Here is a 13965-nt window from a genome sequence, read left to right as displayed (position 1 = left end):
GCCCCTACTCGGCGTCGGCGCCGGCGTCGGCGGGCGGCCAGGCGTCGCCCCACTCGGCGTCCCGGGCCGCCTTGTAGAGGCCGCCGTGGCGCTTGGTCACGGTGGCCCGTCCCAGCCCCGTCTCCTCGGGACCGCACAGGTCCAGCAGGACCAGCCCCTTCCGGATCTGCGGCTTGCGCGTGATCCGGGAGGGGACCGGCGTCACGGGGAACCGCGTCGCGGCGACGTAGCTGAACTTCTCGTCCTCGTACGGCAGGGACCCGCCCTTGACCTTGCGGTGCAGCGAGGAGCGGCTGACCCGCGCCGAGAAGTGGCACCAGTCCTGCCCGACCTCGATGGGGCAGGTCCCGTCGTGCGGGCACGGCGCCGCCACCGTCATCCCGGCCGCGATCAGCTGCTCGCGGGCCTCGCGGATGCGCAGGTAGCCCTGGGGCGTGCCCGGCTCGATCAGGACGACCGCCCGCCCGGCGCGGGCCGCCTCGGCGACGACCGCCGTGCGGGCCTGCTCGGTCAGTTCGCCGAGCACGTACGACACGGTCACCAGGTCCGCGTCCGGCAGGCTGATCCCGCTGCCGATGACGGCCCGGCGCCACTCGGCCGCGCGCAGCGCCGCCGACGGCGAACGGCCCGCCAGCTCCTTGCCGAGCGCCAGCGCCGGCTCCGCCCAGTCCAGCACCGTCGTCGCGCGGGGCCCGTCCCAGACCGCGTCCACCGCCCAGGTCGCGGCGCCCGTGCCGCCGCCCACGTCCACGTGCGAGCCCGGCGTCCAGTCGGGGGCGGCCTCCGCCAGCCCGTCCAGGGCGGACCGCACAGCCTCGAAGGTGGCCGGCATCCGGTACGCCGCGTACGCCGCCACGTCGGAGCGGTCGCGCAGCACGGGGGCGTCGGTGGGAGTGGCCCCCCGGTAGTTGGCGATCAGCCGCTCGACGGCGGCCGAGGCCTGCTTCGGCGGGAGCCCGTCGAGCAGCCCGGCGAGCGCGCTGCGGAGGGTTTCGGCGGTGGTGGGGGCGGGTGCGGCGTTCACCCGGGAAGTTTACGGCGCCCCGGAACCCGGCCCGGAGCCCGCAGGTGCGCCCGGTGCCGCGGGTCCGGCCATGGGCTCGCGCGTCCGCCAGGGCCGGCACATGCCGAGGAAGCAGGCCACCGCCAGCAGCGAGCAGCTGACCTGCACGAGCGCCATCGGCACCGCCGTGTCCTCGCCCGCGATCCCGACCAGCGGCGAGGCGACCGCGCCGACCAGGAAGGAGGAGGTGCCCAGCAGCGCGGAAGCCGATCCGGCGGCGTGCGGGGTACGCATGAGGGCCTGCGCGTTGGTGTTGGGCAGGAGCAGGCCCATCGCCGACATCAGCACGAACAGCGCGGCGGCCACCGGCAGCAGCCCGGCCTTCCCGAACACACCGGTGGACATGAGCAGCAGGGCGACGGAGGCGGCGGTGATGACGGCGAGCCCGGTGGCCAGGGCCTTGTCCAGGCTGACCCGGCCCACCAGCAGTTTGCCGTTGATCTGGCCGACGATGATCAGCCCGACGGAGTTCAGGCCGAACAGCAGGCTGAAGGCCTGCGGGGAGGCCCCGTAGATCTCCTGCACCACGAAGGGCGAGGCGGATATGTACGAGAAGAGCACCGCGAAGGCGAAGCCGCCCGCCAGGGTGTAGCCGGCGAAGACCCGGTCGCCGAGCAGCCCGCGCATGGTGCGCAGCGCGGCGCCCACCCCGCCGGTCTGGCGGCGCTCGGGCGGCAGCGTCTCGCCGAGGCTGCGCCACACGACGAGGGTGAGCGCGAGGCCGACGGCGGTGAGGACGACGAAGACCCCGCGCCAGTCGGCGAAGCGGAGCACCTGGCCGCCGATGAGCGGGGCGATGATCGGGGCGGTGCCGGATATCAGCATCAGCGTGGAGAAGAAGCGGGCCATCTCGACGCCCTCGTACAGGTCGCGCACGACGGCCCGGGCAATCACGATGGCGGCCGCGCCGGCCAGGCCCTGGAGCAGCCGGAAGGCGATGAGCAGCTCGGCGCTCGGGGCGAGGGCGCAGATCGCGGTGGCGAGGACGTAGACGGCCATGCCGGTCAGCAGCGGTCTGCGGCGGCCCCACTTGTCGCTCATCGGGCCGATGACCAGCTGCCCGAGCGCCATGCCGGCGAGGCAGGAGGTGAGGGTGAGCTGGATGGTCGCGGCGGGGCTGTGCAGGGCGGCGGTGACCTCGGGCAGGGCCGGGAGGTACATGTCCATGGACAGCGGGGGGAGGGCGGTGAGGCCGCCCAGGATGAAGGTGACCAGCAGGCCGGTGCGGCGCGCGGCCGTCAGGGGGGCGGCGGGAGCCTTCCGGGACGCCGTGCCGGATGCCGTGCCGGACGCGGTGCCGGACGTGGTGCCGGATGCCGGCGCGGGCGACGGCTCGGGTGCCTGGCGGGGTGCCGGAACGGATGCCGGAACGGGTGAGGGATCGGGCGACGTGCGGGGCGACGGCCCGTGCGAGGGGGCCGTGGAAGGGCCGCTCTCCGACATGCGGAACTCCAGTCTTTTCATCTGCTTTATGCACCCCTGACCGACCCATGCTCTCAGCTGTCGGAACGTCCCAGAACGGATGTGCGCTGTGACGTACCCTGCGGCCCCATGAGCGCACCCGCGAAGAAGATCGCTGTAGTGACCGGAGCCGGCTCCGGGATCGGCCGTTCCGTGGCCCTGGCCCTGGCCGGCGCAGGCTGGTCGGTGGCCGTGGCCGGGCGTCGGCCCGGGCCCCTGGAGGAGACGGCCGCCGCGGCCGGAGCGGGCGCGGACGTACTGCCCGTACCGGCCGACGTCAGCGACCCGCAGGACGTCGCCGCGCTCTTCGAGGCCGTACGGGAGCGGTACGGGCGCCTCGACCTGCTCTTCAACAACGCCGGCACCTTCGGCCCCGCCGGGGTCCCGCTGGAGGACATCGGCTACGAGGCCTGGCGCCAGGTCGTGGACGTCAACCTCACCGGCTCCTTCCTCTGCGCCCAGGCGGCGTTCCGGGTGATGAAGGAGCAGGACCCGCAGGGCGGCCGGATCATCAACAACGGCTCCATCTCCGCCCACGTCCCGCGCCCGAACTCCATCGCCTACACCGCGACCAAGCACGCCATGACCGGCCTGACCAAGTCCCTGTCGCTCGACGGGCGCCCGTACCGGATCGCCTGCGGACAGATCGACATCGGCAACGCGGCCACCGAGATGACCGAGCGCATGCAGACCGGCATCCTCCAGGCCAACGGGCAGCTGGCGGTGGAACCGGTGATGGACGCCGCCGACGTGGCCCGCACCGTGCTGCACATGGCGGAGCTCCCGCTGGAGGCCAACGTCCAGTTCGCGACGGTGATGGCCACCGCGATGCCGTACATCGGCCGCGGCTGACACACGGCGAAGGCCCCCGCTCCGCGCGTGTGCGCGGAGCGGGGGCCTTCGCCGTCGGTCCGGGGCTCAGCTCCCGGCCCGGCTCCGGGCCTTCGCCGGAGCCTCCGCGGGGGTGCGCAGGCGGGCCGGGAGGAGGAACAGGGTCAGGACGACCGCCAGGTACAGGGACCACACCACCAGCTGGTAGACCGTCGGGTCCGGCTGGAAGTTGAAGACGCCCTTCAGCAGCACCCCGTACCAGCTGTCCGGCGCGATCACCGAGCTGATGTCGAAGGCCCTGTCGTTCAGGCCGCCGAGGAACTCGGCCTCCTGGAGGTCGTGGACCCCGTACGCGAGCACGCCCGCGGCCACGACCACCAGCATCCCGCCGGTCCACGTGAAGAACTTCGCCAGGTTGATCTTCAGCGCGCCCCGGTAGAACAGCCAGCCGAGGACGATCGCGGTCGCGATGCCCAGCAGCACGCCGATCAGGGGGGCCGAGGAGCCCTCGCCGCTCGCGCGGACCGACGCCCACACGAACAGCGCCGTCTCCAGGCCCTCGCGGCCCACCGCCAGGAAGGCGGTGGCGACCAGCGCGCCGGTGCCCATGGCGAGCGCCGAGTCGAGCTTGCCGTGCAGCTCGGCCTTCAGGTGCCGCGCGGTGCGCTTCATCCAGAAGACCATCCACGTCACCAGGCCCACCGAGATGATCGACAGGCTGCCGCCGAGCAGCTCCTGCGCCTGGAAGGTCAGCTCCTGGGTGCCGAACTCCAGCAGCGCGCCGAAGGTGAGCGAGAGCCCGCAGGCGATTCCGATGCCGAGCCAGACCGGGCGCAGGGCCGCCCGGTTCCCGGTCTTGACCAGGTATGCGACGAGGATGCAGACGACCAGGCTGGCCTCCAGCCCTTCGCGCAGGCCGATCAGATAGTTGCCGAACACGGCGTTTCCTCTCCGGCGGGGACTACGCGAACAGGGACCGGCCCCACCAGTCGTCCTTGTCGCGGACGCCCGGCGGGACGGCGAAGATCGCCGAACCCACGTGCTGGATGTACTCGTTCAGGACGTCCGCCTTCGCCAGCTGGCGCTGGATCGGTATGAAGCCCTTGCGGACGTCGCGCTGGTAGGCCAGGAAGAACAGGCCGGCGTCGAGGCGGCCCAGGCCGTCCGTGCCGTCGGTGAAGGAGTAGCCGCGGCGCAGGATCGTCGCCCCGTTGTTGGTGTCGGGGTGCGCGAGGCGCACGTGCGCCTCCGGCTTCATCGCCTTCAGGAACGGCTCGTCGCGCTCCTTGGACTTGCCCACGGGGGCGCCCTCGCCCTTGTCGCGGCCGAAGATGTCCTCCTGCTCCTGCAGGGGGGTGCGGTCCCAGATCTCGATGTTCATCCGGATGCGCCGGGCGACCAGGTACGAGCCGCCGGTCAGCCAGTCGCTGCCGTCGCCCGCGCCGACCCACACGTGCTTGTCCAGGGCTGCCTTGTCGGTGCCCGAGATGTTCCGGGTGCCGTCCTTGAAGCCCATCATGTTGCGCGGGGTCTGCTCCTCGGGCGTGGTCGAGGAGGTCTTGCCGAAGCCGAGCTGGGACCAGCGGACGACGACCTTGCCGAAGCCGATGCGGGCCAGCTGGCGGATGGCGTGCACGGCGACCTGCGGGTCGTCGGCGCAGGCCTGGACGCACAGGTCGCCGCCGGAGCGGGCCTGGTCCAGGTTGTCGCCGGGGAAGAGCTCCAAGTCCACCAGGGCCTCGGGGCGCTTGCCCTCCAGGCCGAAGCGGTCCTTGGCGAACAGCCCCGGGCCGAAGCCGATGGTCAGGGTGAGGCGGGAGGGCTTGAGGCCGAGGGCCTCGCCGGTGTCGGTGGGCGGGGCCTCGGGCGCGCCCTCGAACACGTCGCCGACCGGCAGGCCGGCCGTCATCAGCCGGGCCGCGGCCGTCCATTCCTTGAGGAGCGTGACCAGCTCGTCGCGGCTCTTCGTCTTCACGTCGAAGGCCGCGAAGTGCAGCCGGTCCTGGACGGCGCTCGCGATGCCGGACTGGTGCTCGCCGTGGAAGGGCACCGCCGCCCCGGCGGAGGCCGCCGGGGACATGTCCGGGCCGCTGCCGAACGCGGCGACCGCGCCGCCGGCCGCAGCCGCTCCGACCGCCAGCCCCGCGCCGCCCCAGCCGAGCACGGCACGGCGCGAGGGCGCTCCTGCGGCGCCCTCGGCGCCCGTGGTCTCTTCCGACACCTGATCGGTCATGGTGGTTCTCCCGCCTCTGCCTGGCTCTGGACTACTTGACGACCGCGGCGGCCAGCTTGGAGAGCGGCTCGCCCAGCGCGCTCACGGCGTCCGAGAGTTCCTTGCGCTCGGCCTCGCCGACCTTGTCGTACGAGGTGAACTCGTAGGTGTTCTTGTCGGCGCGGTACTTGTCCAGGAGGGTGTTCATCGCGGCGAACTGGGTGTCCAGCTGCTTGGCGAGCTCCGGGTCGTTCTTGGCGGTGACCGTCTTGAGGAGCTCGTAGGACTTCTGGGCGCCCTCGACGTTGGCCTTGAAGTCGACCAGGTCGGTGTGGCTGTAGCGCTCTTCCTCGCCCGTCACCTTGCCGGTGGCGACCTCGTCGAGCAGCTCCTTGGCACCGTTCGCCATGGAGGTGGGGGTGATCTCGGCCTCGCCGACCTTCTTCTGCCATTCGGTCAGGTCGGCGATCAGGGTGTCGGCGAGCTTCTTGTCGTTGTCGTCGATCTTGTTGTCCTGGAAGAGGGACTTCTCCAGGCGGTGCCAGCCGGTCCAGTCCTTGGCCGGGTCCTGGCCGGCCTCCAGGCCGTCCTCGCGGACGTCGACCTTCGGGTCGATGTCGCCGAAGGACTCGGCGACGGGCTCGGTGCGCTCCCAGCCGATGCGGGAGGGGGCGTAGGCCTTCTTCGCGGCCTCCAGGTCGCCGGCCTTGACGGCGTCGGCGAAGACCTTGGCCTTGGGCAGGGTCTCGTCGGCCTGCTCCTGGACGTACTTGCGGTACGCGGCGACCGCGGCGTCCAGCTCGGGGCTGCGCTTCTCGGTGCCGCCCTTGCCGGTGGCCTTGACCTGGGTGCGGATGCCGTCGCCCTTCATGCCGGGCTTGCAGGTGAAGGCGTAGTCGCCCGCCTTGATCTCGGCGGTGATGGTGGCCTTGGTGCCGGGGCCGATGTTCTCGCGCTCGGCGACGATCCGGTCGTCGGGGAAGAGGATGTAGAGCTCGGTGACCTTGGAGCCCTTGTTCTCCACCTCGATGGTGACCTTGCCGGCCGGGAACTCGGTCTTGGAGACCTCGCAGGCGCTGTCGGTCGCCTTCACCTGGATGGCGCCCGAGCCGCTCTTGTCGCTCTTCTCGGCGCAGCCGGTGACTGCGGTGAGCGCGGCGACGGCTGCGGCCGCGGTGAGGACGGTGAGGCGGGCGGGGCGCATGTGGGCTCCTGGTGGAAGTGGAGGCTGGGGGGAGGGCCGGTGAGGCGGACCTAACTTAACCGAGGCTTACCTGACCGATACCCACTCGTCCAGTGATTCAGCTCTCACCTTTCGGCCCCGGACACAAGCCCGTCACGGGCCTTCCATGACGGGCTCAAGCGAGGGTCAAGCGGGAGTCAAGTCGCCGTCCGCATTCCGTGCGGGGCCGTTGTTACCGTCCGGTTCGATCCCTTGTGCCGTCTGGGCGGGAGGGTGATCCGGAACGCCTCCGTCCCGTACCGGGAGCACCAGCGGAGCACCCGTCCGGGGGTGCGCCAGCACCTCCACGGGCTGCCGGTAGACCCGGCTCAGGAGCCCGTCCTCGAACACCTCCGCCGGGGGCCCGGCCGCCGAGATCCGGCCACCGTGCAGCACCGCCGCCCGGTCCGCGTACGCCGCCGCCAGCCCCAGGTCGTGCAGGACCACGACCACCGCGTCCCCGGCCCCCGCCCGCTCCCGGCAGATCCGCAGCACCAGCTCCTGGTGGCGCAGGTCCAGGGCCGCCGTCGGCTCGTCGAGCAGCAGCAGCGGGGTCCGCTGGGCCAGTACGCGGGCCAGCGCGACCCGGGCCCGCTCGCCGCCGGAGAGATCCGGGAAGGGCCGATCGGCGAAACGGGTGACCTCGGTGGCGGCCATGGCCTCCGCCACCGCCTCCTCGTCGGCGTCCGCGAGCCCCGTCCCCGCCCACGGGGCGCGGCCCATCCGGACCACCTCCGCGACCGGGAAGGGGAAGGACAGCGCGGCCGACTGGGGGAGCACCGAGCGGCGCAGCGCCAGCTCGGCGGTGCTCCAGCCGCCCACCGGGCGCCCGTCGATCCGTACGGTGCCCGAGGCGGCCGGCAGGTCGGCGGCGAGGGCCGCCAGCAGGGTGGACTTCCCGGCGCCGTTCGGGCCGACCAGCGCCAGCACCTCGCCGGCCCGGGCGGCCAGGCCGATCCCGGCGAGCACCTCGCGCTCCCCGAGCCGGACGTGCAGCCCGACGGCCTCCGCGACGGCGGCCCCGGGTGCGGGACGCGCGGGCACGGCACGCCGACCGCGGGGAAGGAAGCCGCGGGGAAGGAAGCCGCGGGGAAGGAGGCCGCGTGACGGGAACCTCACGCCCATCCCCCCTGACCCCGGCGGGTGCGGCGCAGCAGCCAGAAGAAGAACGGGCTGCCGAGCAGCGCCGTCAGCACGCCGAGCGGCAGCTCCGCCGGCCGGGCCACCGTACGGGCGGCCAGGTCGCCCCCGGCCAGGACCACCGCCCCGGCCAGCGCGCTGCCGGGCACCAGGAAGCGGTGCCCGGGCCCGTTCGCCATCCGCAGCAGGTGCGGGACCAGCAGCCCCACGAAGGTGATCACCCCGGCGACGGCCACGGCGGCGGCCGTCAGCAGGGCCACCACCACGATCAGGGACAGCCGCAGCCGCTCGACGTCGATCCCGAGGTGGCGGGCGGGCCGCTCGCCGAGGGCGAGGAGGTCGAGCCTGCGGGCGTGGAAGGGGGCGGCGGCCAGCCCCACGAGCGCGCAGGGCAGCACGGCGAGCACCTTGGGCCAGGTCGCCTGCGCCAGGGAGCCGAGCTGCCAGAAGGTGATCTGGTTGACCTGGCCGCTGTCCGCGAAGAAGACGAACAGCCCGATCAGGGCGCCCGCGAAGGCGTTGACGGCGATACCGGTCAGGATCAGCGTGACCACCTCGGTCCGGCCGCCGCTGCGGGACAGCAGGTAGACGGCGCCGACCGTGACGAGCCCCGCCACGAAGGCGCACGCGGTGACCGTCCAGTTGCCGAGGAAGGTCAGGCCCAGCCCGATCGCGGCGACCGCGCCCACGGCGGAGCCCGCCGAGATGCCGATCACCCCGGGCTCGGCCAGCGGGTTGCCGAACACCCCCTGCATCAGCGCCCCCGCGCACCCCAGGCTCGCGCCGACCAGCAGCGCCAGCGCGACCCGGGGCAGGCGTACGTTCCACAGCACGCTCTCCCCGACCCGGTCCAGCGGAGCCCCGCCGAGGCCCGCCCGGTGCTGGACGGAGGCGAGGACGTCCCCGACGGGGATGGCGTACGCGCCGACCCCGGCCGAGACCAGCGCGAGCAGCAGCAGCGCGGCCAGCAGCCCGGCCGCCAGCAGCGGCGCCCTGCGGCCCGGCCGCCGCCGCGACGCCACGGCCTCCGGGCGGGCCCGTGCGGAGACGGCCACCTCAGGCCCCCTTGCCGTGCAGCTGCGCGACCAGCGAGGAGAGCACCTGGTCGGTGCGCGGGCCGTAGTTCAGCAGCACCCCGTCGTCGACGGTGACGACCCTGCGGTCCATCCCGGCCGGGGTCTGGGCCACGCCCGGGATCTTCACCAGGCCGTCGACGCCGCCCACCGATTCGAGGCCCTTGGACATGACGAGGAGGGCGTCCGGGGCGGCCGCGGCCAGGGCCTCGCTGGTGATCGGGGTGAAGTCCTTGCCGAGCCCCGACTCCTTGCCGGTGTCCACCGCGCCCGCCGCCTCCAGCAGCGAGCCGGCGCCCGAGTCGGAGCCGCCCAGCAGGTAGACCGAGGCGGTGCCGCGCAGGTAGAGGAAGGCGACCCGCGGCTTCTTCCCGGTACCGGCCGGAACGCCCTTGCGGGCGGCGGCGATCCGCTCGGCGGTGCGCCGGTTCAGCTCCGCGCCGGCCTCCTTGACGCCCAGTGCGGCGGCGACGGCGCCGATCCGCGCCGGTACGTCCTCCAGGGCCTTGGCGGGCGCGACCACCAGGACAGGGACGCCCGCGTCGCGGATCTGCTGCACCGCCTCGGCGGGGCCGGTGGTGGTCTCGGCCAGGACCAGCGTCGGGCGCAGCGAGAGCACGCTCTCGGCGGAGACCTCGTGGCCGCGCGTCACCACCGGCAGGGCGGAGGCCTGTTCGAAGGTGGCGGTGATGTCCCGGGCGACGACCTGCGGGCCGAGGCCGAGGGTCTGCACGATCTCGTTGAGGCTGCCGGTGAGCGGGATGACCCGGTCCGCCGAGGTGACGGTGACCTGCTTCCCGTCGGCCGAGGCGACGGTCACCGGCAGAGCGGGCCGCGCGGCGGCGGCGATCGGCTCCACCCGGTCGGGGAGGGCGGGGGCGGAGTGTCCGGCGGCGGGGCCGGCGGGGGTGTCCGTACCGGCGCAGCCGGCGGCGGAGAGCGCGAGTGCGAGCCCGAGGACCGTGAAGGCAACGGCCAGGCGGGGGAAGCGGGTTGGGGTGGCGGGCGTGGGCACCGGGACACCGTCCTGATCGTCCGGCCGGGAGGCGGGGGCGGGGGCTGGGCCGGAACGAGGGGTTTCCCGCCCGGCCGGGATGGCTTAGGTTAGCCTAACCTAAGTGGTTGGGCGGGGAATCGTCCGCCTGCCCTTCGATCCCCCAGACCCTGGAGGGGACTTCATGTCCGCACGACCCGTCCGCGCGATCGCCGTGACCCTGTTCGCGGCCCTGCTCGCGGCCCTGCTCCCGGCCGCCGCCGCCCGCGCGGAGAGCCGGGCCGTGCAGGGGGGACGGCTCGACTGGGGCCTCAAATCCTCCTTCCAGAGTTACGTCACGGGTCCGGTCGCGAAAGGCGGTTTCCAGCTGAAGGGCGGAGCCGCCACCGTCGGCGGCGGCCTGTTCCGCTTCCACTCCGCGACCGGCTCCTACGACCCCGCCTCCGGGGAGTTCCAGGCCGCGTTCTCCGGCGGGGTCACCTTCCAGGGCCACCGCAAGCCCGACGGCGCGTACGAACTGGACCTGACCGTCAGCCGCCCCACCGTCCGCATCTCCGGCGGCCGCGGCACCCTCTACCTGGACGTGACCGGCAAGGCCAAGGACAGCGGGGCGGTCAGCAGCCGGTCCCAGGTGCCCTTCGCCACCCTCGGACTCGGCGGCATCGACATGAAGGGCGGCGGCAGCCCCCTCGTCCTCACCAACGTCCCGGCCACCCTCACCGAGCAGGGTGCCCAGGCCTTCGCCGGCTACTACCAGCCCGGCGCGCAGCTCGACCCGGTCAGCCTGTCCGCCGACGTCAAGGCCGCCCCGGCCGCACCGCCCGCCCCGCAGCCCACCCCGCCCGCACAGCCGCCCGGCACCCCGGCCGCCGCCCCGCAGACCCGGGCGGCCTTCACCGACGCCGCCGTCGACTGGGGCGTGCGCCGCACCTTCCGCGAGTACGTCACGGGCCCCGTCGGCCAGGGCGCATGGACCCTCGCCGACGGAGCCCAGGACGGCGGCGCGCTGTTCCGCTTCCCGCAGGGCAAGGGGACGTACGACGGCCAGAAGGGCGTACTCGCCGCCGAGTTCGCCGGCAGCGTCCGGTTCGCCGCGGCCGGGCTCGACCTCGTACTCGGCAAGGTGGGCGTCAAGGTGGAGAACGGCAAGGGCGTGCTCTCCGCCGACGTCACCACCGGCGGCCGGACCAGCCCGGCCGTGGCGCTCGTCGAGTTCGACGCCAAGGGCCTCAAGGCCGAGGGGAAGCTCGCCACCCTCACCGAAGCCCCCGCCACCCTCACCGAAGGCGGCTCCCAGGCCTTCGGCTCCCTCTACAAGGCCGGCACCGGGATGGACCCCGTCACGCTCGCCGTCGCCCTCGAAGCCGGTACGCCGCTGCCCGCCCTGCCCGACCTCGGCTCCACCGCCTCCCCGGCCCCCCAGGCCCCGGCCGCCCCGTCCTCCGCCTCCCCGGCCCCCGCGGCCGCCGCCCCGGCGGGCGGCTCCGCCGACGCCGGCCTGTACGCGTCCCTCGCCGTGGCCGTCCTGGTCCTGGCCGGCGGGGCCGCCCTGCTGGTGGTCCGCAGGCGCCGCGCGCAGGCGTCCGGCACCACGCCCTGACCACTCACCGCTCCAGTCCTGTTCGTCACGCACCTCCAGGAGTCCTCAGCAATGTCCTCCCACCGCCGCCCGATCACCCTCGCGGCCGCCGTGCTCACCGCGGCCGCCCTCGGCGCCACCGCCTTCACCCTCCCCGCCGCGGCCGAGGGTGCCGCCCCCGGAGCCCCCGGAGCCCCCGCCGCCCCCGGCGCCGCCCAGGCCGCCGCCGCACCGATACCCGTCGTGGGCGGCACCCTCGACTGGGGGGTGCTGGCGAGCTTCCGGAACTACGTCACGGGCATGGCCAAGGGCAAGATCACCCCGGCGGACGGTGCCACGCAGAACGCGGACGGCACCTTCCGCCTCGGCTCGGCCACCGGCCAGTACGACAAGGACGGCGGCCACGTCGTGAAGGCCGCCTTCAAGGGCAGCGTCACCTTCGAGAGCGCGTCGCACGGCTTCGTCATCAAGATGGAGAACTTCCGCATCGACACCGGCACCAAGAAGCTGACGGTCGACATCACCAAGAACGGCACCCTCACCAGGGACGTCCCGGCGGCGGACGTCGCCTTCGCCGGGATGAACATGAACGGCCTGGCCACCAAGCTCACCAAGGAGCTCGGCGAGCAGCTCGGCGCGCCCCAGTACGAGGGCCGGGACGGCGACAAGCTCACGGCCGCCCTGGAGTTGCAGAAGCCGCCCGCCCCGTCCCCCTCCACGTCGGCCTCCACCTCCCCGTCCCCGTCGGCGCCCGCCTCCTCCGCCCCGGCTCCGGCCCCGTCCGCCGACGGTCCGCAGAAGGTCCTCCGGGGCAAGCTCACCTGGGGGGTGATGGCCTCCTTCCACGACTACGTCGGCGAGAAGGGGATCACGGCCAGTGGCGGCGCCACCAAGAACGGCAAGACCTTCGACTTCTCCTTCGGCAAGGGCGAACTCGACGTCAGGAAGCAGAAGCTGAACGCGGCCTTCGAAGGCGCCGTGCGCTTCGAGTACGCCGCCCACGGCCTCGACCTGACCTTCGGCAACATCCGGATCGAGACCGAGGGCAAGACCGGCACCCTGGTCCTGGACGCCAGGACGGCGGCGGGTGCGGCCAAGGACGTCCCGTTCGCCACGCTCGACCTGTCCAAGGGCGACTACAAGACCAAGGGCGGCCTGCTGACCCTCGCATCCGTCCCCGCCGTCTTCACGGAGAAGGGCTCGGCCGTCTTCGCCAACAACGGCTCCGTCCCGGACAAGTACAAGCCGGGCAAGCCCATGGACCCCGTGACCCTCTCCGTCTCCGTGGACAAGGACGCCCCCCTCCCGACCGCCGGCGCCACCGGCACCCCGACGAGCGGCACGGGCACCACGAGCACCACGGGCACCACAGGAACCACCACCACGGGCGGTTCCGTGGGCGGCGGCGGTTCGGCGGGCGGTTCGGCCGGCGGCTCCGCGGGCGGCAACCTCGCCTCCACCGGGGCCGAGGTCCCGGCCGGTGCACTGCTCAGCGCCTCCGCCGGCGTGGTCGCGGCCGGCGCGGGCGCCGTCTACCTCGGGCGCCGCCGCCGGGCCGCCCAGAGCTGACGGAGCCCGGACGCCGGGGCGTGCTTGAATGCCAGCGTGAACGATCTAGACGTGATCAGGGTGTTCTGCGCGGGTGACGGCCGCTTCGGCAACCTGCTCGGAGTCGTCCGAGACGGCCGCACCTGCCCGGACGACGCCTCCCGGCAGGCCCTCGCCGCCGAACTGGGCTACAGCGAGACGGTGTTCGTCGACGACCCCGAGCGCGGGGTCGTCGACATCCGCACCCCCGGCACGCGGATGTCCTTCGCCGGACACCCGCTGGTCGGGGTCGCCTGGCTGCTGGACATCGAGGAGCTCCAGCCGCCGGCCGGCTCCGTATGGGCCCGCGACGACGGTGAGTTCACCTGGATCACGGCCCGCCCCGAGTGGGTCACCGGCAAGCGCACCGAGCAGTACGCCACCCCCGCCGACGTCGACGCCCTGCCGGCCCCGCCGCCCGGCGAGGGCTGGCTGTACGCGTGGGCCTGGGAGGACGAGACCGCGGGCCGCATCCGCGCCCGGGGCTTCCCGCGCCGCCCGGACGGGGTCATCACCGAGGACGAGGCCACCGGCTCGGCGGCGATCCTGCTCACCGCCGAGCTGAACCGCGCCCTCAACATCACCCAGGGCGCCGGCTCCCAGATCCTCACCGCCCCGGGCCCCGACGGCACGGTCGAGATAGGCGGCCGCGTCCGCTTCGCCTCGTAGGCCCCGCGACCGGGGCCGGCGCCACGCGCCGAGGGGGGGGGGGGGGGGGGGGCGGGCGCCCCCCCCCCCCCCCCCCCCCCCACCCCCCACAGAAGGCGCCCGCAGGAGAGGGCGGGTAGGTCCCCTGCGGAAAA

12 protein-coding genes are annotated in these 13965 nt (G+C 73.8%); 4 read left to right on the top strand and 8 right to left on the bottom strand.

Translation table 11 applies throughout. The features are described 5' to 3' along the window. Positions 1-4: 4 nt before the first annotated feature. Entirely contained in the window at positions 5-1024 is a 1020-nt protein-coding gene (locus AC07A6_RS12680) for a small ribosomal subunit Rsm22 family protein (protein ID WP_478777090.1), read from the bottom strand. A gap of 9 nt (positions 1025-1033) precedes the next feature. Then, positions 1034-2506 carry a multidrug effflux MFS transporter gene (locus AC07A6_RS12675; protein ID WP_478777089.1) on the bottom strand — a complete coding sequence of 491 codons (1473 nt, stop codon included), beginning with the start codon at positions 2504-2506 and terminating at the stop codon, positions 1034-1036. A 108-nt stretch (positions 2507-2614) separates the two neighbouring features. Between AC07A6_RS12675 and AC07A6_RS12670 the strand changes: the two genes are divergently transcribed. Then, entirely contained in the window at positions 2615-3376 is a 762-nt protein-coding gene (locus AC07A6_RS12670) for an SDR family oxidoreductase (protein ID WP_362466364.1), read from the top strand. Between the two features lie 66 nt (positions 3377-3442). On the opposite strand, the gene efeU is transcribed toward AC07A6_RS12670, so the two are convergent. The 6 genes from efeU to AC07A6_RS12640 form a co-directional block, all read right to left on the bottom strand. Beyond that, complete coding sequence (gene efeU, locus AC07A6_RS12665; RefSeq protein ID WP_362466367.1) at positions 3443-4294, bottom strand: iron uptake transporter permease EfeU; 852 nt, start codon at positions 4292-4294, stop codon at positions 3443-3445. A gap of 22 nt (positions 4295-4316) precedes the next feature. Beyond that, on the bottom strand, positions 4317-5588 hold the full coding sequence (efeB, locus tag AC07A6_RS12660) for an iron uptake transporter deferrochelatase/peroxidase subunit (RefSeq protein WP_362466370.1): 1272 nt from the start codon (positions 5586-5588) through the stop codon (positions 4317-4319). Between the two features lie 31 nt (positions 5589-5619). Then, positions 5620-6771 carry an iron uptake system protein EfeO gene (gene efeO / locus AC07A6_RS12655; RefSeq protein ID WP_362466373.1) on the bottom strand — a complete coding sequence of 384 codons (1152 nt, stop codon included), beginning with the start codon at positions 6769-6771 and terminating at the stop codon, positions 5620-5622. A gap of 165 nt (positions 6772-6936) precedes the next feature. After that, entirely contained in the window at positions 6937-7914 is a 978-nt protein-coding gene (locus tag AC07A6_RS12650; protein ID WP_478777088.1) for a heme ABC transporter ATP-binding protein, read from the bottom strand. After that, positions 7905-8951 (bottom strand): FecCD family ABC transporter permease, encoded by a 1047-nt coding sequence (locus tag AC07A6_RS12645; protein WP_478777136.1) that lies wholly within the window; start codon positions 8949-8951, stop codon positions 7905-7907. The genes AC07A6_RS12650 and AC07A6_RS12645 overlap by 10 nt, the downstream gene beginning before the upstream one ends. A 34-nt stretch (positions 8952-8985) precedes the next feature. Continuing rightward, positions 8986-10017: a heme/hemin ABC transporter substrate-binding protein gene (locus AC07A6_RS12640; protein ID WP_478777087.1), complete on the bottom strand. Its 1032-nt coding sequence runs from the start codon at positions 10015-10017 to the stop codon at positions 8986-8988. Between the two features lie 163 nt (positions 10018-10180). Here AC07A6_RS12640 and AC07A6_RS12635 point away from each other — a divergent pair, with 163 nt between their 5' ends. Genes AC07A6_RS12635 through AC07A6_RS12625 form a run of 3 tightly spaced genes read left to right on the top strand, consistent with a single transcriptional unit; the run spans position 10181 to position 13831 of the window. After that, on the top strand, positions 10181-11596 hold the full coding sequence (locus AC07A6_RS12635) for an HtaA domain-containing protein (protein WP_478777086.1): 1416 nt from the start codon (positions 10181-10183) through the stop codon (positions 11594-11596). Between the two features lie 51 nt (positions 11597-11647). After that, complete coding sequence (locus AC07A6_RS12630; RefSeq protein ID WP_478777085.1) at positions 11648-13144, top strand: HtaA domain-containing protein; 1497 nt, start codon at positions 11648-11650, stop codon at positions 13142-13144. A gap of 36 nt (positions 13145-13180) precedes the next feature. Further along, positions 13181-13831 carry a PhzF family phenazine biosynthesis protein gene (locus tag AC07A6_RS12625; protein WP_478777084.1) on the top strand — a complete coding sequence of 217 codons (651 nt, stop codon included), beginning with the start codon at positions 13181-13183 and terminating at the stop codon, positions 13829-13831. Positions 13832-13965 lie beyond the last annotated feature (134 nt).

The sequence above is a fragment of the Streptomyces sp. NPDC044002 genome (assembly GCF_056434525.1).
Note: the sequence above shows the minus strand (reverse complement) of the source record. Positions and strands in the feature narration are given on the sequence as shown.